The sequence below is a fragment of the Actinomadura scrupuli genome, assembly GCF_050971785.1.
Classification (GTDB): domain Bacteria; phylum Actinomycetota; class Actinomycetes; order Streptosporangiales; family Streptosporangiaceae; genus Actinomadura_E; species Actinomadura_E scrupuli.
Map to the genome: position 1 here is coordinate 26,574 of NZ_JBPCCU010000010.1, position 18,728 is coordinate 45,301.

At 68.5% G+C, this 18,728-nt stretch carries 20 protein-coding genes; 4 read left to right on the forward strand and 16 right to left on the reverse strand.

Annotated elements, in window-relative coordinates:
• The first annotated feature begins 125 nt into the window (after positions 1-125).
• Positions 126-797 carry a FadR/GntR family transcriptional regulator gene (locus ACRYCC_RS34405; protein ID WP_433818046.1) on the forward strand — a complete coding sequence of 224 codons (672 nt, stop codon included), beginning with the start codon at positions 126-128 and terminating at the stop codon, positions 795-797.
• A gap of 13 nt (positions 798-810) precedes the next feature.
• On the opposite strand, the gene ACRYCC_RS34410 is transcribed toward ACRYCC_RS34405, so the two are convergent.
• The 5 genes from ACRYCC_RS34410 to ACRYCC_RS34430 all read right to left on the reverse strand — a co-directional run bounded on the left by ACRYCC_RS34410 (position 811) and on the right by ACRYCC_RS34430 (position 6,357).
• The gene (locus tag ACRYCC_RS34410; protein WP_433818048.1) at positions 811-2,601 is read right to left on the reverse strand and encodes an alpha-L-fucosidase; all 1,791 of its coding nucleotides are present in this window, start codon (positions 2,599-2,601) and stop codon (positions 811-813) included.
• A 58-nt stretch (positions 2,602-2,659) separates the two neighbouring features.
• Positions 2,660-4,006: a glycoside hydrolase family 27 protein gene (locus tag ACRYCC_RS34415; RefSeq protein WP_433818049.1), complete on the reverse strand. Its 1,347-nt coding sequence runs from the start codon at positions 4,004-4,006 to the stop codon at positions 2,660-2,662.
• Positions 4,003-4,185, reverse strand: a complete 183-nt coding sequence (locus ACRYCC_RS34420) for a hypothetical protein (protein ID WP_433818051.1) — start codon at positions 4,183-4,185, stop codon at positions 4,003-4,005. The genes ACRYCC_RS34415 and ACRYCC_RS34420 overlap by 4 nt, the downstream gene beginning before the upstream one ends.
• Before the next feature lie 90 nt (positions 4,186-4,275).
• The gene (locus ACRYCC_RS34425) at positions 4,276-6,036 is read right to left on the reverse strand and encodes a discoidin domain-containing protein (RefSeq protein WP_433818052.1); all 1,761 of its coding nucleotides are present in this window, start codon (positions 6,034-6,036) and stop codon (positions 4,276-4,278) included.
• Between the two features lie 21 nt (positions 6,037-6,057).
• The gene (locus ACRYCC_RS34430) at positions 6,058-6,357 is read right to left on the reverse strand and encodes a hypothetical protein (RefSeq protein ID WP_433818053.1); all 300 of its coding nucleotides are present in this window, start codon (positions 6,355-6,357) and stop codon (positions 6,058-6,060) included.
• Positions 6,358-6,371: 14 nt separating this feature from the next.
• Between ACRYCC_RS34430 and ACRYCC_RS34435 the strand changes: the two genes are divergently transcribed.
• Positions 6,372-6,557 (forward strand): hypothetical protein, encoded by a 186-nt coding sequence (locus ACRYCC_RS34435; RefSeq protein WP_433818055.1) that lies wholly within the window; start codon positions 6,372-6,374, stop codon positions 6,555-6,557.
• A gap of 230 nt (positions 6,558-6,787) precedes the next feature.
• On the opposite strand, the gene ACRYCC_RS34440 is transcribed toward ACRYCC_RS34435, so the two are convergent.
• The 4 genes from ACRYCC_RS34440 to ACRYCC_RS34455 form a co-directional block, all read right to left on the reverse strand.
• Entirely contained in the window at positions 6,788-7,645 is an 858-nt protein-coding gene (locus tag ACRYCC_RS34440) for a class I SAM-dependent methyltransferase (RefSeq protein WP_433818056.1), read from the reverse strand.
• 23 nt (positions 7,646-7,668) lie between these two features.
• The gene (locus ACRYCC_RS34445; RefSeq protein WP_433818057.1) at positions 7,669-8,013 is read right to left on the reverse strand and encodes a VOC family protein; all 345 of its coding nucleotides are present in this window, start codon (positions 8,011-8,013) and stop codon (positions 7,669-7,671) included.
• Between the two features lies 1 nt (position 8,014).
• Positions 8,015-8,194, reverse strand: a complete 180-nt coding sequence (locus ACRYCC_RS34450) for a hypothetical protein (RefSeq protein WP_433818059.1) — start codon at positions 8,192-8,194, stop codon at positions 8,015-8,017.
• A 352-nt stretch (positions 8,195-8,546) separates the two neighbouring features.
• Positions 8,547-10,511, reverse strand: a complete 1,965-nt coding sequence (locus tag ACRYCC_RS34455; RefSeq protein ID WP_433818060.1) for a tetratricopeptide repeat protein — start codon at positions 10,509-10,511, stop codon at positions 8,547-8,549.
• A gap of 253 nt (positions 10,512-10,764) precedes the next feature.
• On the opposite strand from ACRYCC_RS34455, the gene ACRYCC_RS34460 reads away from it, so the two are divergent.
• Both ACRYCC_RS34460 and ACRYCC_RS34465 read left to right on the forward strand, forming a co-directional pair.
• On the forward strand, positions 10,765-11,568 hold the full coding sequence (locus ACRYCC_RS34460) for an ArsR/SmtB family transcription factor (protein WP_433818062.1): 804 nt from the start codon (positions 10,765-10,767) through the stop codon (positions 11,566-11,568).
• Between the two features lie 54 nt (positions 11,569-11,622).
• Entirely contained in the window at positions 11,623-12,435 is an 813-nt protein-coding gene (locus ACRYCC_RS34465; protein WP_433818063.1) for an SDR family NAD(P)-dependent oxidoreductase, read from the forward strand.
• A gap of 66 nt (positions 12,436-12,501) precedes the next feature.
• On the opposite strand, the gene ACRYCC_RS34470 is transcribed toward ACRYCC_RS34465, so the two are convergent.
• The 7 genes from ACRYCC_RS34470 to ACRYCC_RS34500 form a co-directional block, all read right to left on the reverse strand.
• The gene (locus tag ACRYCC_RS34470) at positions 12,502-13,227 is read right to left on the reverse strand and encodes a class I SAM-dependent methyltransferase (protein WP_433818064.1); all 726 of its coding nucleotides are present in this window, start codon (positions 13,225-13,227) and stop codon (positions 12,502-12,504) included.
• 95 nt (positions 13,228-13,322) lie between these two features.
• Positions 13,323-15,134, reverse strand: a complete 1,812-nt coding sequence (locus ACRYCC_RS34475) for an FtsX-like permease family protein (protein WP_433818066.1) — start codon at positions 15,132-15,134, stop codon at positions 13,323-13,325.
• A 5-nt stretch (positions 15,135-15,139) separates the two neighbouring features.
• Positions 15,140-15,877, reverse strand: coding sequence for an ABC transporter ATP-binding protein (locus tag ACRYCC_RS34480; protein WP_433818068.1), 738 nt, complete (start codon positions 15,875-15,877; stop codon positions 15,140-15,142).
• On the reverse strand, positions 15,874-16,398 hold the full coding sequence (locus tag ACRYCC_RS34485; RefSeq protein ID WP_433818069.1) for a PadR family transcriptional regulator: 525 nt from the start codon (positions 16,396-16,398) through the stop codon (positions 15,874-15,876). The genes ACRYCC_RS34480 and ACRYCC_RS34485 overlap by 4 nt, the downstream gene beginning before the upstream one ends.
• Positions 16,399-16,636: 238 nt before the next feature.
• Positions 16,637-17,455, reverse strand: a complete 819-nt coding sequence (locus ACRYCC_RS34490; protein WP_433818070.1) for a pentapeptide repeat-containing protein — start codon at positions 17,453-17,455, stop codon at positions 16,637-16,639.
• Between the two features lie 134 nt (positions 17,456-17,589).
• Positions 17,590-18,408 carry a tryptophan synthase subunit alpha gene (gene trpA, locus ACRYCC_RS34495; protein WP_433818072.1) on the reverse strand — a complete coding sequence of 273 codons (819 nt, stop codon included), beginning with the start codon at positions 18,406-18,408 and terminating at the stop codon, positions 17,590-17,592.
• Complete coding sequence (locus ACRYCC_RS34500; protein WP_433818073.1) at positions 18,405-18,632, reverse strand: hypothetical protein; 228 nt, start codon at positions 18,630-18,632, stop codon at positions 18,405-18,407. Before ACRYCC_RS34500 ends, trpA begins: the two co-directional genes overlap by 4 nt.
• Positions 18,633-18,728 lie beyond the last annotated feature (96 nt).

Here is an 18,728-nt window from a genome sequence, read left to right on the forward strand (position 1 = left end):
ACGGGCCCGTCAATGCATATTCCGCCACTTTGGTTCCATTGCAGGTCCAGACATTGGATGTATGAACCGAGCGCTAGAGGTGTGCATACTGTGCGGCATACATCCGATGTCCGGGGGAGAACGCCATGGCCGTCACGGACGAAGCGATCGAGCAGATCAAACAGATGATCGTCTCCGGCCGGCTCCGGCCCGGCCAGCGACTGCCCAAAGAAGCCGACCTCGCCGCCCAGCTCGGCCTCTCACGCAACTCACTGCGCGAAGCGGTCAAGGCCCTGTCCCTCATACGCGTCCTGGACGTACGCCAAGGCGACGGCACCTACGTCACCAGCCTCGAACCCGCCCTCCTGCTCGACGCCCTCAGCTTCGTCGTCGACGTCCACCACGACTCCTCCGTCCTGGAGTTCTTCCAGGTCCGCCGCATCCTCGAACCCGAAGCCGTCGCCATGGCCACCACCCGCATCACCGACACCCAGATCGAGGCACTGCGCACCCACCTCACCCAGGTCACCGCCGAATCCACCACCGACGAACTCGTCACCAACGACCTGGAATTCCACCGCACCATCACCGAAGCATCCGGCAACACCGTCCTGTGCTCACTACTGGAAAGCCTCGCAGGACCCACCATGCGCGGCCGGATCTGGCGCGGCCTCACCCAAGAAGGCGCCTGGCAACGCACCCACACCGAACACCGCGCCATCCTCGACGCCATCGCCGACCGCCGGCCCGACGTCGCCCGCGCCTGGACCACCGTCCACATCGCCGGCGTCGAACAATGGCTCCACAACGCACTCTGACCCCACCACGGCCTCACCCGGCCGCTCCACGGCCCGCCGGGTGACCCCATCCGACGTTGATCTCGTCGATGGCCAGCTTCCGGTAGTGGTTCGGCACGCTCTGCGCGGCCCAGGTGGTGGTGACCTCCAGCTTGATGTAGCGGGTACGGGCCGTGTCCAGGTCGATGAAGCGCACGCCGCGGGCGCTCTCCAGGACGCCGGCCTTGACCGGCGCGCCCCAGGTCACCCCGTCGTCGCTGAGGGAGACGCTGTAGTCCTTGATCCGGGCGGAGTCCTCCTTACGGCCGAACGTCTCGCGGTTGTGCGTGGGCGAGTTCTCCCGCTGGTTGAGGGCGAGATAGCGCACCCTCCCCGGACGCCCGAGGTCGAGGGTGATCGACACCGGCAGTGTGGCGTCGTTGTCCCACCAGGTGAGGTGGCTGCCGTCGGTCAGGTCGCTCGCCGGATGGCCCTCGGCGGAGACGGTCGCCGAGGAGCCGACCGTCCGGGACGGGTAGATCCCCTCGCGGCCGGCCGTCTGGACCCGCAGAACGGTGTCGTACGGATCCCAACCGGTGATGCCGGTGACGGTGAGGTACCCGCCCTGCTGCGTGAACGCCAGCCGTCGGCCGGTGCGCACGTCGCTCACCCGCGACACCTTGTGGCCGTTGTCGCGGATCCGCAGGACGTCCGTGGACGGCCTGGTGGTGACGTGAACGTACTGCGTACCCGGCCTGGTCCTGCTGACGGTGACCACTCCGAAGGCACCGTCGTTCCACCAGCCCGGTTGCAGGCCGCCGTACATGTAGCCGCCGCCCTCGGTCAGGTGGATCGACTCCCAGATCTTGGGGAGGTAGCCCGCCATGAAGTCGTTGAAGGCCTCCTGGTTCGGCGGGAACCGCCCGTTGACCATGGCGGTCTCGTCCATCAGGGACTTGATCGAGGAGCCGGCGTTGGTGATGTAGCGCCCGACGTTGAGCGGGTAGTCGACGAGGCGGTCCTTCCCGTCGTACCACCAGGTCCCGCCGGTCGGGAGCTTGTAGTCCCCCTCGGTGATCCGCGGCATCGGGGTCCACACGGCGGCCGGGTAGTCGTACGCCGGGTTCATGCCGGTCTTCTGCTCATGGCTGACCGTGTCCATGATCGGCGTGTCCTCGTTGTTGTTGGACAGCAGCATGTCCGGGCGCTCCCGGCGGATCCGCTCGTACAGGCCGTTCTGCTCCCAGTACTCGTTGTCGTTGTCGATCCAGAACCCCGACAGCCCGGGGTACGCGCGCATGACCTCCGCGAAATTGTCGTAGGAGAACTCGCCGAACCCCGGGCGCGTGGTGAGGTCGACCTCCTTGCCCTTGTAGGCGGAGTACGCGGCCGAGTCGAGCCACTCGTGGCCGCCCTCGCCGTGCCACTGCGGGTCGTCGGTCATGTAGAGGATGACGTGCAGGCCCTCGGCCCTGGCCGCCTTGATCAACTCGCCCAGGAAGTCGCGGTGGGTGCTGCAACTTCCCGGGATCGCCGACGGCCAGGGCCGGGAGTAACCGAGGCGGCTGTGGAAGCTCGCCAGCACGAGGTAGGAGGCGTGCAGTTTCCGTGCCTCGCCCACCCAGTAGCCGGGGTCCCAGCCGCCGTCGGTCACGGCCTTCTCCCACGAGGCGCAGTCGGTGTACCCGGGGCTGGTGCGCATGCCCCAGTGCAGGAAGAGTCCCGCCGTGGAGTTGCGCAGCCAGATCTGGCGAGGGTGGAACAGGTCCGCCCGCGCGGGCGAGATCACGCCCATGCCGAGGACCAGGGACAGAGCCGCCAGACAGGCGGTGAACGCCTTTCGCATCGCTTCTCGCTCCAGGGTCGGTGAGCAGTGCCGGGGTCATCTGACGGAGGCCGTGCGGCTACTGGGGCCGGGCGCGGATCAGCCGGGTCTCCCCAGGGCGGAGGGTCGCGCTGTAGGAGCCGCTGACGGTGCCGACGTTCCTTCCCGACCACAGGTCTGTCACGTTGGCGCTGCCGGAGAACCCGACCTGCGACCAGGTGACGCTCACCGTCTGGTTGCCGGAGGTGCCGGTGTTGAACAGTGCCACGACGTAGTCGCCGTTGCCCTCGCGCTTGCGCCAGACCTGCCGGGCACCGCTGTTGACGATGCGGCCGGCCGCCACGCCGTCCTGGTCGACGCCGATGAGCCGGTCGTTGGTGAGCATCGCCTTGTCGGTGGAGGTGAGGGCAGTCAGGTCGGTGCCGAGCAGGAGCGGCGAGGCGGCCATCGCCCACAGCGTGAACATCGAGCGGCGCTGGTCGGCGGTGAGCCCGACCTGGTCGCCGTTGCCGACCTGCAGGGAGTCCAGGTCGTTCCAGCCGCCCGGTCCCGCGTACTGCTGCCAGGCCGCGGCCGAGCCGAACCTGCCGGCCACGTGCGACCAGTCGGTCAGCGGGTAGCCGCTGCCGTTCTCGCCGGAGCCGCAGTAGCACTCGACGTCACCCTGGGTGCGCCAGCTGTTGGCGAGCCGCCGCCAGGTGGCGGCCTCGGCGATCGGCAGGTTGTTGGAGAGCGCGTAGGTGATCGGCCGTCCGGTGGCCCGCAGCGCCTTGTCCCAGGCCTGGACGTCGGGAATGTCCGCGCTGCCCACTCCGTCGATCTTGAGGTAGTCGATCCCCCAGGAGGCGAACTGCCGGGCCCAGGAGTCGATGAACTCCTGGGCGCCCGGCTTGGAGTAGTCGACGTAGTACATGTTGCGGCAGTTGTAGTTCTTCTCGGTCCTAGTCGTGTCGGCGATGTCCTTGGCGTGGTATGAGGTGCCCTCGATCGGGGTGTTCTTCGTGACCGCGTTCTTGGCGATGCCGGGCGTCACGTAGAAGCCGAACTTCAGGCCCTTGGAGTGGACGTAGCTTGCGAGCGCCTTGATACCGGAGGGGAACTTGGCCGAGTCGACCGCCCACCGTCCGTAGGAGTCGACGACGAAGCCGTTCGAGTCGCACTTCTGGTAGAAGTCGTCGAGGTTGACGTGGACGAAGCCGTGGGAGTCGAGCCCGTTGCTCACCAGGGCGTCGGCCTGTGCCTTGATCTTGGCCTCGGTGGGCCATCTGCGGACGAAGCTCCAGCTGCTCCAGCCCATGGCGGGCCGGATCGCCTGGCCGTTGTCCGAGGCGTGGGCGGTACCGGCCACCTTCGAGGCAGGCATCACCGACGCGGTCGCCACCAGCAGGGTCGCCGCCAGGGCCAGGACGGCCGGCCGGGCCCTCACCGGGCACCCGAGCAGGACTGGATGGAGCCGGTAGCGCTGACGCGGAGGGCGCCACCCGGGGTGTTGGCACTGGAGGCCACGCAGTAGCCGGTGACGTTCCGGAAGATCAGGTCGGCGGGGCTGTCGCTGCCGCGCTGCGTGGTGAAGTGGTCGAAGTAGTCGCCATTGTCTCTGGGCACGCCGGTGCTCATCGTGTCGTTCCCTCCAGGGACGGTCAGGTTGACGTTGGTGAAGGTGACGCCGTTGACGGAAGTCTTCGCCCTGCGTTTCTACGCGTAGCCGGAGCCGAGCCAGAGCTCGTCGATGAGCAGCTTCTTGGCGAACTTGGTGGCGGAGGAAGCCGCCCAGGTGCTGTCGACCTCGAGTCGTACGTAGCGGGTGGAGGCGATGCCGAGGTCGATGAAACGCACGCCGCGAGCGCTGGCCATGGTCCCGGTCTTGACGGTGGTCCAAGTGCTGCCGTCGGTGCTGGTCAGGACCTTGTACGCCTTGATGCGCGCGGAATCCTCGGTGCTCGACCGGGCGTAGCTCACCGACCATTCGCGCTGGTTGACGCCCAGGTAGGCGACCTTCTTCGCCGAGCCGAGGTCGAGCGTGATCGTGACGGGCAGGGTGGTGTTGTTGTCCCACCACTTGAGGTGGCCGCCGTCGACGAGGTTGCTCGCCGGGTAACCGCTCTTGGCGGCGCTCGCGGTCGCCGTTACGCCGGAGTGAATGCCGGTACGCCCGGAGGTCACCACCTTGAGGACCGTGTCGTAGGAGTCCCAGCCGGTGATGCCCGTGATGGTGAACGAGCCGCCGGACTGGGTGACGTCGAGTGCGGCGCCGGTGCGCAGGTTGGTCACCCCGGAGACGTGATAACCGTTGTCACGGACTTTCAGCGTGCTGCCCGCCGGCTTGGTGAGCACATGGACGTAGTGCAGGTTCGGATCGGTCTTGCTGATCGTGGTGACGCCGTACGCCCCGTCGTTCCAGGAGCCGGGCTGCAGGCCGCCGTACATGTAGCCGCCGCCCTCGGTCCCGTTGATCGAGCTCCAGATCGGGGCGAGGTAGCCGTTCAGGAAGTTGTTGTACGACGCCTGGTTGGCCGGGAGAACGCCGTTGACCTGCGCGGTCTCGGCCATCAGCGACTTGATCGAGGAGCCGGCGTTGGTCACCAGACGCCCGACGTTGAGCGCCTTGTCGACCGGGGAGTTCGACCCGTCGTACCACCATGCGCCGGTCGAGGGGAGCTTGTAGCAGGCCTCGGTGAGCCGGGGCGCGGGCGACCAGGTCGCCGCCGGGTAGTCGTAGGGCGGGGTCATACCGGTCTTCTGCTCGTTGCTGACCGTGTCCATGATCGGCGTGTCCTCGTTGTTGTTGGACAGCAGCATGTCGGGGCGCTCTGAGCGGATCCGCTCGTAGAGGCCGTGGTCGATCCAGTACTGGCTGTCGTTGTCGATCCAGAACCCGGCGAGGTCAGGGTAGTTACGCATGACCTCCACGAAGTTGTCGTAGGAGTACTCGCCGAAGCCGTCGCTGGTGGTGAGATCGACGCTGCGGCGCTTGTAGTCCGAGTAGGCGGACGAGTCGAGCCATTCGTGGCCGCCCTCGTCGTGCCATTGCGGGTCGTTGGTCATGTAGAGGATGACCTTCAAACCCTTGGCCTTGGCGGCCCTGGTCAGCTCGCCGAGGTAGTCGCGCTTGGTGGAGCAGCTTCCGGGGATCTTCGATGGCCAGGCCCGGGCGTAGCCGAGACGGCTGTGGAACGACGCCAGTACGAGGTACCGGGCGTGCAGCTTCTGCGCTTCGGCGACCCAGTAGTCGGCGCTCCATCCGCCGCCGGTGACGTCGTTCTCCCATGCGCCGCAGCTGGTGTGGGCAGGGTTGGTGCGCAGGCCCCAATGCAGGAACAGGCCGGAGGTGGAGGCCCGCAGCCAGTCCTGGCGCGGGTGGGTCAGCTCGGCGCGGGCGGGGGTGACGGGGGTGGTGAGGGTGAGGGCCAGTGCCGCCAGAGCGGCGGCGCAGAGACCAGGTGTTCGTCGTGGCATGGCGGGTTCTTCCTGGAGGGGCTAGGCGGCCGGTGTGCCGGTGGTGGTGCCACTGACCGGGATCCGCCACAGCCGCGACGTGTCCGAGGCCAGGCCGCTGATCGTGGTCGAGGTTCCGGTGACGATCGCCGTGCCGCCGCTGTAGACGTCGTAGCCGTCGACCGCGTTCTTCGCGGCGTAGCCCGAGCCCCCCTCGGACGACGCCGTCACCGGTCTGTTCTGGCTCAGCAGACTTGGCGCCGCCCCTTGCGCCGGTACGGCTCCGGCCGGCAGCCCGGCGCTCAACGCGCCGCCGCAGACCACAGAACGGGTGCTCTTCATGATCCTCCTTGGCCTTGGGCCGCGGGGTGGATGGCGGCAAAGGTTGGATCTATGCCCAGGAATGTAACATCGCCGTTTCGCGTGTCAATGGGTTGTTGGAATTTGGTGAATTGCCGCTGGAGGGGTGTTTCTTCACGGAAAAGGCCCTCGCAAGAGCGGTCGTCACTTCAACATTGATCGCCGATACGTCGGACGTATGAGTCGGACGCGATCCCGGCGTTGTACCTGCCCTTGGCCATCAAGCGAGTACGTCGGCTCGCGTGGGGTGAGGGCGGTCAGGCGGTGAACGTGGCAGCCGTCGGCCAGTAGCCGCCCGACCTCGTCAGGGTCGGGGGCGGTGCCGCCCGCGGCGAACCGGGCCGGCGCGTCGGCGAACTCGGCCACGTCGGCGACCCGGTCCTTGGGCAGGTAGCCCGGTGTTGACGAGGGGTCAGGTCGTGGCCAGCAGTAGGCTCTCTCCGCTCGACGGACAGAGGCCGTCGGCGCGATCGGTGAAGTAGCGGTGGGCGAGCGAGGCTCCCGACACGTGTCGGGAGTCTTCGAAACCGGCTTCGCGGGCCAGCGCCAGCATTTCCTGCGGGGTGTAGAAGCTGATGAACGGCGTTCCGGATGCTTGCGCACCTTCCTTGCTCGCCCGGAGGCCGGAGCGATCGGCGTCATCGACGAGTTCGAGCGGCAGCAGGAAGCTCATGGCGAGCGTCGAGCCGGGTGCGAGCCCGGCGATCTGACGCAGGGTGGCCGCGTTGGCGTCTTTGGTGAGGTACATGGAGACGCCGGTGGAGACGATGACCGCGGGCCGGTCGGGATCGAAGCCGGCAGCGGCCAGCTGCTTCAGCCAGTCTTCGCTCGCCTCGAAGTCGACCGGCACCAGGTGCAGCCGGTCCGGGATGCCGTAGCCGAGTTCGACCAGGCGACGGCGCTTCCAGGCCTGCGGGCCGGGCCGGTCGACCTCGAAGACCTGTAGGCGGGCGGCGAGCTCCGGCTTGCGCTGGGCGAAGGTGTCCAGGCCTGCTCCCAGGATGACGTACTGGGTGATGCCGCGGTCGGCCTGATCGGCGATCAGATCCTCGATGAAACGAGCGCGGGCGACGATGGCGGCCCGGAATCCGCTGGTGGCCTGCGGGTCCATGTCCGGGCGGTCGCGCCAGCCGTCCTCGGGGGCCGCCAGCCGCATGCCGAGCTCGTCCTCGACCACGTAGGGCGGCGTGTCGACCAGGAGGTGCATCGCCCGCCAGAGGGCGGTCCGCACCGCGGTGCCGTCCGGTGCCTCGCGCCGCTCGCCCGCCATGGGCGCTCCCCTTTCGTTGCGGTTCACTTCGAGGCGGGAGCCTGGAGGCTCCACAGACGCCCGTCCGGGTCGCGGACGGTCATCTCCTTGGTCCCGTAGTGGGTGTCCTCGAACGGCGTGACCACCTCGACGGCAGGATCGGGACGGAACGCATCCGCGTCCGGCACCTTCAGCGCGATCCGCGTCTGGGGCTCTCGATCCTCGGGGATCTCGGCGATGAAGACGTACGGCCCGTCGCCGTTGCGGAGCTGGCCGGAGTTGTGGTCCGTCGCGAACTCCAGCTCGTAGCCCAGCGCCTGGAAGAACTTCGCCGCCTTACCCCAGTTGTGGGTCTCCAGGAACACCGCGTCGATTCCTTCGGTCGCCATGTCAGGTCTCCTCCTCCGTCGATTGCCGATCTTGCGTATGAGCGTCATCGAGGTAGGCACGCAGCGCTTCGGCGACCAACGCCGACAACGACATGCCCGACTCGATGGCGCGGTACTTGACCTGCTTGATCAGTCCGATCGGCAGGTACACGTTGAACTGCTTGACGTCCTCATCACCCACAGGGGCGATGCTAGCATCCTAGTAAGCTAGTGCATAGGTCGACCTGGTCACTGCAGGTGGCCGGCGAGCCGCGCAGGAATGCGCTCCGACGCAGAGGTGAATAACGGCCCGCCGGGGGTAAAGGGCCGTGGGAAGTCCCGTCTGGGGAGACGGATGCTCCGGTGAGGGCGGAAGGTCCGTGGCGTCGTGGGGACGTCACGGACCTTCCGCATGTGGGCCGGGAGGCCGGGAGGCTGCGAATTCGACCAGCGCGTCGGCACTGACGCAGCCTGAATGGGGTGCCGCCGTGGGCATGGTCTCGCTCGGTCAACGCCACCACGGTCATGCCTGGCGTGAGCGGTGCCGTACTCGGCTACAGGTCGGGTTGCCGCCTCGTCTCGGATCGGGCGAGCTCCCGTTGAGCCTCCGCGTGGTGAGTGCGGCTGGCGACCGTGTAGGGGTGGTCGGGGCCGAGAATACGGATGCGGGTCTGCAGAACGGTGCGGATCTCCTGCTCGGCCTCTTCGTATCTGCCCAGACCTCTCAGGGCGTTGGCGAGATGGTCGCGGCTGATCAGGGTGTCGGGGTGGTCCGGACCGAGAAGCCGGGTCCGGATCCGGACGACCATCTGGTGCTCTGCCATGGCTTCCTGGAACCTCCCGAGGCAGCGCAGGGCGTGCGCCCGGTTGTCGCGGCTGAACAGTGTGTAGGGGTGCTCGGGTCCCAGAACGCGGAGGCAGATCTCCAGTACGGCCCGATGCTCCGATTCCGCTTCGGTGTAGCGGCCGAGATCGCGTAGCACGTTCGCGCGATTGTCGCGGCTGATCAGGGTGTCGGGGTGGTCCGGGCCGAGAAGCCGGGTCCGGGCTCGGACGACCGCCTGATGCGCCGCCTCGGCCTCCTCGAATCTGCCAAGGCGCCGCAGAGCGCGAGCGAGGTTGTTGCGGCTTGTCAGTTCGGCAGGGTGCTCGTCTCCATCGTCGGTCCGGGGCTGGGAGGCGGTGCGCCAGGCGGTTTCGGCGAGTTCGAACCGGCCCTGGTCGTAGGCGGTGGCGGCGATGTTGTCGGCGTCGCCGGGTGGGCAGGCCTCCAGCGCCGTGCGCAGGACGTCCTCGGGGACCTGGTCGCCGGGCAGGGCGCGCTTCTGGATCGTATCGACGAGGTAGTCGAATACGTGAACATGGTGGTCATCGTGGGGTTGGAGCAGGGCGGTGGTGGCGCGGCGAGCGCCGGTGGCCCACTGCCACGCCTCGTCCAGGGGCTCGGGCCGCAGCCGGAGCCCGCCTCGCTCGGCGAGATAGTGCTCATGTACCTGTTCGAGCAGGCCGCGCGGCAGTGGCGAGGTATATCCGGCGCAGCGCAGGTCGACGGCCGCGGTGATGAGGGCTGCGGCCCGGGGATGGCTGGGTGCGTGCGGATCGGTGTTGGGGCTCCACGCGTTCTCCCAGTCGCGCAGTAGTTCGGGGCCGGCTGCGATGTACTCGGCGATGCCGTACTCCCCCGCGAAGTTCAGCGCGTCGGCGACGCGCGGATCCCAGTCCCGGGTACGGGCGCGTTCGCGTTCGGCCGCACTGAACATCCGTGCCAGTGGAATACGGTGAGCCTGCTCCAGAGTCTCCTGCGCGTCCTTGCGCGCTTGGCGTTGGTCCCTGCCGCCCTCGCCGGTGAAGCGGTGTTCCTCTGCCGATCGCAAGGTCGCCAGGATGATTCGGTGATGGTGGTCACCGCCGAGCAGCCGGCCGATGTCGGCCCGGCTCAACCCGCCCTCCAAGTAGATCTCCAGATCGTTCAACCACACCACGCAGCGGCGTGTGGCGGTGGCTCGCCCGATCGCGGCCGCGAGTACCTCACGGTTCTTCGGGGCGATCAGGGTGTGGTCCGGCAACATGGTGCGCATCGCCTCGTAGGCGGCGCGTGACTTACCCGCTGTGGAGTCGCCGACCACGAGCACGAATCCGCTGACCTCGAGACGGCGGCGCAGCTCGTCGTCGACGTCGCGGGGAATATAGGCCGGGACCCGGTCCTGCAGGCGCTCGGACACCGGAACCGACGGCGCCACGATCGCGGCCGGGTGCACCCCGAGGACGATGGGGTCCGCCAGCTCACGCACTTTGGGGAGAGCACCGTCCGGCAGGACGAGGCAGCCTTCCTGGATTTTCAGCGTCTCCTCATCACGGCGTTGAGCCAGGCGCTTGTACCGCTCCTGCCATACGGCCGCCACCGCAACGACCACCGCCGCCACGAACCCGGCGGACGCGACCACCCACGGATTGGTGATCTTGAAGGCGACCGGCAGGCCCGGGACGGTGGCCAGCAAAGCCAAGCCGACGACGACCAAGAGCGGTCGGCTCTCCCTCCACCTGCCCGCTCGCATCCGCATACCTCTCATTTCGGCCCGGAACCAGCCTTCCACCGAACACACACCAGCCATGCTCGCTCGGCAAAAGAGGGACGAAGCCATCATCGGCCTCCAGTCTGCGGTGCGCGGGATGAGCGCGGCGGAGGTCGGCACGATCCGCTGGGCGATGGCGCCGACGACTGGTGGAGAGGTCTCACTTCCATATGCAGGTAAATACCTGCATAATGGATCCATGACCGCACAGCAGGACGTCATCGACCTGGTGTTCAAGGCGTTGGCCGACCCCACCCGGCGCCTGCTACTCGACCGACTCCGCCAGCAGAACGGGCAGACGCTCACCGAGCTCTGCAGCAGCCTCGGGATGGCTCGCCAGTCGGCGACCCAGCATCTCGACCTGCTGGCGCAGGCCGACCTCGTCGTCGTCGTACGACGCGGGCGGGAGCGCCTGCACTACCTCAATCCCGCCCCGATCCACGAGATCGGGGAGCGCTGGATCGCGGCGTACGACACGCCACGACTGGCGGCCCTGAGCGCCATCCGAGACCGAGCAGAGGAATACGCCATGACCGAGACCACCACCACCATTCCGGCGTACGTCTACGTCACCTACATCCAGGCCACCGCCGAGCAGGTGTGGAAGGCGCTCACCGACGCCGACCTGACCGCGCAGTACTGGCACCACGCCAACGTGTCCGACTGGCAGGCCGGCTCGCCCTGGGAGCACCGCCGGATCGACGACTCAGGCGCTGTCGACGTCGTCGGCACCGTGCTCGAGGTGGAGGCACCGACCCGGCTCACCGTCACCTTCGAGACCTCCCCGCACGAGGAGCGGGTCAACGGGCCGTCGGTCGTCACCTTCCTGATCGAGCCGCACGCCGACATCGTCCGGCTGACCGTGACCCACGAGAACCTGCCCGACGCGGAGATGCTGAACCGCATATCGAGCGGCTGGCCGGCGGTGCTCGCCAACCTCAAGTCGCTGCTGGAGACCGGCACGGCGATGCCGACGGCGCTCTGGGAGATCCCGTCGGCATAGGGGTCTCCCGAGCCTGCGTGATCACGAATGAACCAATCATGGAAGAGGACGCACATGAGCGGCTTGCTGCTTGAGAACAAGAATGCCGTGATCTATGGCGGCGGTGGCGCTATCGGCGGCGCCATCGCACGGGTGTTCGCCCGGGAAGGCGCGAGGGTCTTCATCGCCGGGCGGACGCAGGCGAAGCTCGACGCCGTGGCGCGTGACATCGCCGCCGCGGGCGGAACTGTCGAGACCGCGCAAGTTGACGTTCGCGACCAACAGGCGGTCGAAAAGCACGCCGATGCGGTCGCGGCGACGGCGGGCGGCATCGACATCGCCCTCAACGCCGTGAGCGTCATGCACGACCAGGGGACTTTGCTGGCGGTCCTCTCGCTGGAGGAGTTCATGCGGCCGATCGATGGTTTTCTGCGGACGCTGTTCATCACGAGCAAGGCTGTGGCACGGCACATGGGCGGCGAGCGTCCTGGCGTCATCCTGACTTTGTCCGAGCCGGGTGCCAAGCTGGCCGTAGGCGGCATCCTGGGGCACGGCGTGAGCTCGGCCGGCAAGGAGGCGTTCTCACGGCTTCTGGCCGCGGAGCTGGCACCCGGCAACATCCGGGTCGTCGGCATCCGTCCACACGCCGTCATCGATGCGCCGACAGCGGGTTCCTACACCAAGGACCTCTTCGAACCATCCGCGACAGCGGCCGGGCAGTCGGTCCAGGAATTCCTCGAAAGCGGGGGGATGGTGCAGGGGACGCTGCTGAAAAGGCTGCCCACGCTCTCTGAGATAGCAGAGACGGCCGCGTTCCTGGCTTCAGATCGCGCTGGAGCCATGACCGGAACGGTTGCCAATCTGTCCGGCGGTGCACTTGTGGACTGAGTTTCGGCTTGAGATGTGACTTCCTGGCAAGTGGCAGATACTGACCCACCAGCAATGCCTCGGCTATCAGTCAGTGGGTGCGGGGGCTCTGCGCGCCAGGACGAGGCGGCCACGCGCGCTGTCGTCCTGGCGTCGGCCCAGGTCCGTCAAGGGGACCGTCGTCACGGTGAATCCGGCCGCCGTCAGGTCGTCGCGGACCGCGCTCAGCGGGCAGGTGCGGTAGTACATGACGAACGGAGGACGCCACACGGCATTGCGGACCCGCATGGCCAGGTCGAAGCCGAGCAGCGCCCAGTACGAGGCCGACGTGAAGGACGGCGGCGCACCGACCGGGAAGGCGAAGAGCCCGCCGGGCCGCAGTGCGCGGTACACCCCGGCGAACAGCGCGGGCCGTTCAGCGGGCAGGAAGTGTCCGAGCGCTCCGAAGCTGACCGCGAGATCGAAGGACTCAGCGAAGGGCAGGGCCCGGACATCGGCCCGTACCCACTCGGCGTCCGGCTGTGCTCTGCGCGCCTGCGCGAGCATGCCGGCGCTGAAGTCGACGCCCGTGACCCGTCCCTGGCACAGGGGCTTGAGCATCCGCGTGCCCGCGCCGGTGCCGCAGCACACGTCCAGTCCGTGGCCGAACGGCCCGAGCGGTCGCAGCGCGTCCGCGGTCGCGGCAAGAACGCTGTCGGGGGTGCGAAAAGGTGTGTGGTCGAACTTCGGCGCGAGCAGGTCGTAGCCGCGCTCGACCGACGAGAGCGCCTGGATCGCCAGTTCACGCAGAGACGGACCTTGAGGCGAGAACACCGGCCAAGGCTACTTCTCGGACGCCAGAGGAGTTGTCGGTTCCGGGATCGCGCATCCCAGTGCGAGCACCGTATAGCGGACTCCTGGTGCTCACGCTACGCGGCGTCGGAGCTGAGGATGCCGGCCACTGAACGTCGGGCGCCGAGCTTGGCGGGGACGGCGGTGAACGCGGCAACGGCGAGCAGGGTGCCCAGCAGCACCGCGAGCAGTTGCCACAGCGGTGGCAGGGTGAGCTGCTCCTGCGTCACGGCGCGGTACAGGAAGAGGCCGGCAGGCAGGCCGATCGCCGTACCCAGCAGCGCGGGGAGCAGTTGCGCGGCTGAGAGGCCGGCACTGATCTGCTGCGGCGTTGCACCGAACGCCCGTGCGAGCGCCGTGGTGTGGCGCGCGTCGGTCACCGTCGCCCAGGTCATGAAGACCGTGTTGACGGCGGCCAGGACGAGCAGCATGACCGTGATGGTGGTCATCACCTGGTCGATCCGTTCGGCCCGCAGGTTGTGTATCCCGGCGGTGTACCGGCTGGTGACGGTGGCGCTGGTGAGGATCGTCACGAGACCGGTGACGGTGACCGCCGTACTGAGCGTGTGCAGGATCGCGCGGGGCGGCCGGCGCGCGATCAGCCGCAGGCCGAGGAGCAGCGGCACCGGCAACCGCGCCGAGACGGCGATCAGCCGGGCGCCGCGCCGGGGCGGGCGGGCCGGGTCGTTGAGCGCGCTGACGGTGGTGGTGCCGGCCGCCCGGAAGGCGGGGACGAGCGTCGCGGCGACCGCGACGGCCAGCGCCGCCGCCACGACGATCCCGACCGTCTGCGGGGTGAGGTTCGGTGCGCCCGGTGCGCCGACCAGGCCGGCCCCTGCGCCGGTGAACCGCGGCGCGAGCACCCGGCCGGTCGCTAGCCCGATCACCGCCGCGAGCGATGCCAGGGCCAGGTGTTCGACGAGGAGGACGGCCGCGACGAGCCCGGGGGTGCCGCCGACGGCTTTGAGAAGGCCGACTCGGCGGGTCTGTTCGACCATCCGCCGGCCGGCGAGCACGGCCAGTGCGGCGACCGCGAGAAGGGCGAGCAGCCAGCCGCCGACCTGCAGGGCCGCCTGCTCGGTCCGTACGACGCCGGTGTCCGCGTGCTGGATGGTCTGCCATGAGAGGAGGAACGGCGCGGCGACTCCCGGTCCGGGCCTGGTGTCGTGCGCGGCGGCGAACGCGGATGCGGCGGCTGGATCCGTCAGCCTGAGGTTGACGAGATAGACGACCGGTTCGCTCGCTTTGATCAGTGTGTGGGTGTCGGCCGCGGTGAGCCAGGCCAGGCCGATGTCGAAGGCCCCCGCGCCCGGTGTGACGGGGGCGAAGCAGAGAATATGGCACAGGCTGCTGGGATAGGCGGGCAGCGCGGCGGTGACCGCGGTCCCGGCGACCCGGAACGTCCGGCCGCCCAGGCCGACCTGGTCACCGACATGGACGCCGAGCGCATCGGCGAACCCGCGTTCCAGGACGACCCCGCCGTCGCGTACCCAACTGCCCTGCGTCACCTTCGGCTGGTCGATCGGGGCTGCGGCCTGATCTCGGCCCGCCACCTGTATCACCCTGGAGTGGCCACGCGCCTGGAGGGTGGTGTTGACGAGCGGGTACGGTCCGCTGTGGCCGGTGACACCGGGGGTGCGGACCAGCGCGTCGACGTCGGCCCGGTCGATCGGCCGGCCGTCTTCGCGCAGGAAGCCCGCCACGACATCCGGTCCGGCCGTCGCTTCCCGGGTCTGCCGGTACGGGTGGTCGGTCACGCCGTGCAGGGCGAGCCCCACGGTCAGCGTGGTGGTGGTCACGGCGATGACCAGCAGCACCAAGGCGGCCTCCAGCGGGCGGCGGCGCAGATCGCGGCCCGCGAGGCGGAGGATGAGAGTGATGCGTCCCACGGCGCTCAGCCCTCCGGCCCGGTAAGGACGTCGAGCCGGCCGCCGGGACCGCCGGACAGCACGGTCTGATCCACGAGGGCCCCGTCGCGCATCGAGATCAGCCGGTCGGCGATGGCCGCGATCCGGGCGTCATGGGTGACGATGACCAGCGTCTGTCCGGCCTGGTGCAGGCTGCCGAACAGCCTCAGCACCTCGACCGTCGCGGCGCTGTCGAGGTTGCCGGTGGGCTCGTCGGCGAGGACCACGAGCGGTTCGTTGCTCAAAGCGCGGGCGATCGCGACCCGCTGACGCTGACCTCCGGACAGCGCCGAGGGCAGGAACCCCGCCCGGTCCGCCAGACCCACCCGTTCGAGCAGGCTCAGGGCGAGTGCACGCGCCGCCCGTGCCGAGCGGCCGGCCAGCAGCGCGGGTACCTCGACATTCTCCACGGCCGTGAGCTCATCCATGAGATGGAACGCCTGGAAGACGAAGCCGACGCTGTCGCGCCGCAGCCGGGCCAGCGCCCGCTCGCCCATCCGATCGATCCGCTGTCCGGCCAGGTGGATCTCCCCGGCCGTGGGCCGCTCCAGCCCGCCGAGCAGGTGCAGCAACGTGGACTTGCCACAGCCGCTGGGACCCATCACGGCCACCGTCTCGCCTGGAACCACCTCCAGATCGATCTCGTCGACCGCATGCACCAATCCCGCACCTCTGCCGAACGACTTGCGCAGCCTGCGAGTGCGCAGCACTGACGTGTCGGTCATGAGTCATCCCTTCGTCCGATCCAGGTCCGTTCGCACGCCTCCAGCCACCGCAGGTCCGCCTCGAGCCGCAGTACGAGACCCTCCAACAGCAGCGCGGAGACGGAGCCCTCCGGTTCGCCCAGCGCGGCGCGCTGGGCGTCACGCAACCGGCGCAGCAGCTCCCGGCGCTGCGCGTCCACCAGGGCGACCGGATCGGCCAGGCGGGCAGCCTCGGCGGCCACCAGCTTGAGGTGAAACTCCGTCGGGGCGAGCCGGGGCCATGCCACCTCCGCCAGCCAGGCGGCGACCCGACGCTGCCCGTCGGGAGTGAGCGCGTACACCTTGCGGTCCGGCCGGTCCGGCAGGCCGTCCGACTGTGCCCAGCCCACCAGGCCGGCCTTCTCCAATCGGGTCAGCGTGACGTAGATCTGCCCGGCGTTCATCGCTTCCCCGACCGGCCCGAGCGCCTCCCGTAGCCGCGCCCGCAACTGGTAACCGTGCGAAGGCTCCTTGGCCAGCAACGCCAGCACCACGTCCTGCATCCCAACCCCTAACCGTTATCCATATAGATAACGGTTAGTCCCTACGCTGTCAACAGTACGGCGGCCCAGAGCGGCGATTCTCGGAACCCTTGATCAATCCGGCGGAAGGTCGCATCCTCGGCTCCCTGCCATCTCCCCCACGGCCACGGGGACCCACTCCGGGCACCTTTCCGCGTCATGGCCGTATTACCCGAAGATCTCCTCGACGGGAGCGGCCCGCCCAAAGCCCGGATGAGCTTCAGATCTGGGCAGACGGTGCGCTGATACCGATCGCACCGGACAGATCGGCTCCACGGAGATCGGCGCCGGCAAGGTCCGTTCCGGTGAGGTCCGCACCTTTCAGATCGGCGTTCTTCAGGCTGGCACCGTCGAAGGTCACCTTGGACAGGTCACAACCGGCCAGAGTGGCGCCGTCGAGGTTGGACCCGGCGAAACAGAATCCGCTCAGGTTCTGCCCGGCCAGTTCCGCGCCGCGCAGATCGACCTTCTCCAGCTCGATGCCGGTACCCGGAAGGATCATCGAGCGCCGGCTCAGGACGGCCATGGCCCCGCCCACGTCATCGCGGAGCCCGCCCGTGTAGCGCTCGCGTTCGGCATCCACCTCCTGAAGCGACCGGACCGGCGGCCACGGAGCCTGCTGCCTCACGAAGGAGGCCAACAACGCCCCGACATGACCGCGGTAGTGCGGTGCGGTCGAGGCGATCTGCTCCATGGCGTACACACCGCCGTGCCGCACGGCCACCTGATCACTCGACAACTGCTCGCAGGCCTTGGTGAACAGGTCGATGAACTGCCCCTCCCGATGGACCAGGATCTGACGTCTGGTCATCACCGCGCCCACCGCAAGCCCGCCCAGCGCGACCAGCGCGGCCAGGCCCTGCAGCAGGGTCCCTCGTACGTCATTGATCGCCTTGAGCCGATCGACGGCCGACACCGAAGACGCACCTCGACCGAGATCGTCGTTGACGATCCACGCGGGAGCGAAGCCCACGCACACGACCAGGACAACGATCACCACAGCAACGATCAGGACCATCAGCCCACCGAACCGTCTCATGTCCGAATGATGGCGCAACCGTCCAACCCCGAGCCCGACTGACGCGGCATATGTCGCCGATTGGCGTACGGGATCATCTACACCGCGGACGCGACCGAGAACGTCCCGGCTTTTCGGTACTGACCTTTCACGTTTCAATCCGCGTGCCGACGGGTCGCAAGGCTGAGTTCGGCGGTCAGCTCCGCCACCCTCGCGGCTCCCGCGGCCGCATCGGGTGCGCCGAGCATGGCCTTGACCAGCGCGGACGCAACGATCACGCCGTCAGCGAAGCCGGCCACCTGGGCAGCCTGGGCGGCGTTGGAGATCCCGATTCCGACGCAGACGGGGAGTTCGGTGGTCGCCCTGATACGCCGCACCAGCGAGCCGGCGGCCGTACTGACAGCCTCCCGGACGCCGGTGACTCCCATCAGCGAGGAGGCGTAGACGAACCCTGTTCCTGCTGCGGTGAGCTCGCGTAGTCGCTCGTCGGTGGTACTCGGCGCGGCCACGAAGATGGTGGCGAGGCCATGCCTGGCCGCGCTCTCGCGCCACAGCGCGGACTCCTGCACGGGCAGGTCCGGCAAGATACATCCTGCGCCGCCCGCCTCGGCCAGCTCGCTGCTGAAGCGCTCGACGCCGTACTTGTCGATCGGGTTCCAGTAGGACATGACCAGGACGGGCTTGCCGGTGGCCTGGTACGCCTCCCGCACGGTGCGGATGAGGTCGGCGATCCGGACGCCGCCACGCAGGGCGATGTCGGCGGCGGCCTGGATCACCGGGCCGTCGAGTACCGGGTCGCTGTGCGGCAAGCCGACCTCGACGATGTCGGCTCCGCTGTTCAGCATCGCCTGGATGGCGGCGATGCCCTCGTTGACGGTCGGGAAGCCGGCCGTCATGTACGTGATGAGCGCGGCGCGGTTCTCTTGCCTCGCCCGGGCCAGTGCGCCGGCCAGAAGCCGCAGGTTCCCGCTCACCTCTGGGCTCCCACTGCCCTGGCCGCGCCGGCGTCCCGGATGACGCCCTCGGTCGACGCGAGCAGCCGGAAGGCCCGCAGCGCAGCGCCGTCGGTGACCGGACGGCATTCGCCGCCGCCGGTCCCGTGGAGGTATGCCCTGCACTTACCGCCGAACGCACCGAAGTATTTCTCCCCGTCAGAGGATTCGCCCGGCAGCGCCGGGAAGAAGAATTCGCCGTTCATCGCACCTGCGCTCCTGGCACGGGACACGCCCGGCCTGAGGTGGCTGGAAAGGAAGGTCGAGTAAGCCTCGTCGTCCCGAATTCGAGGCGAACGACG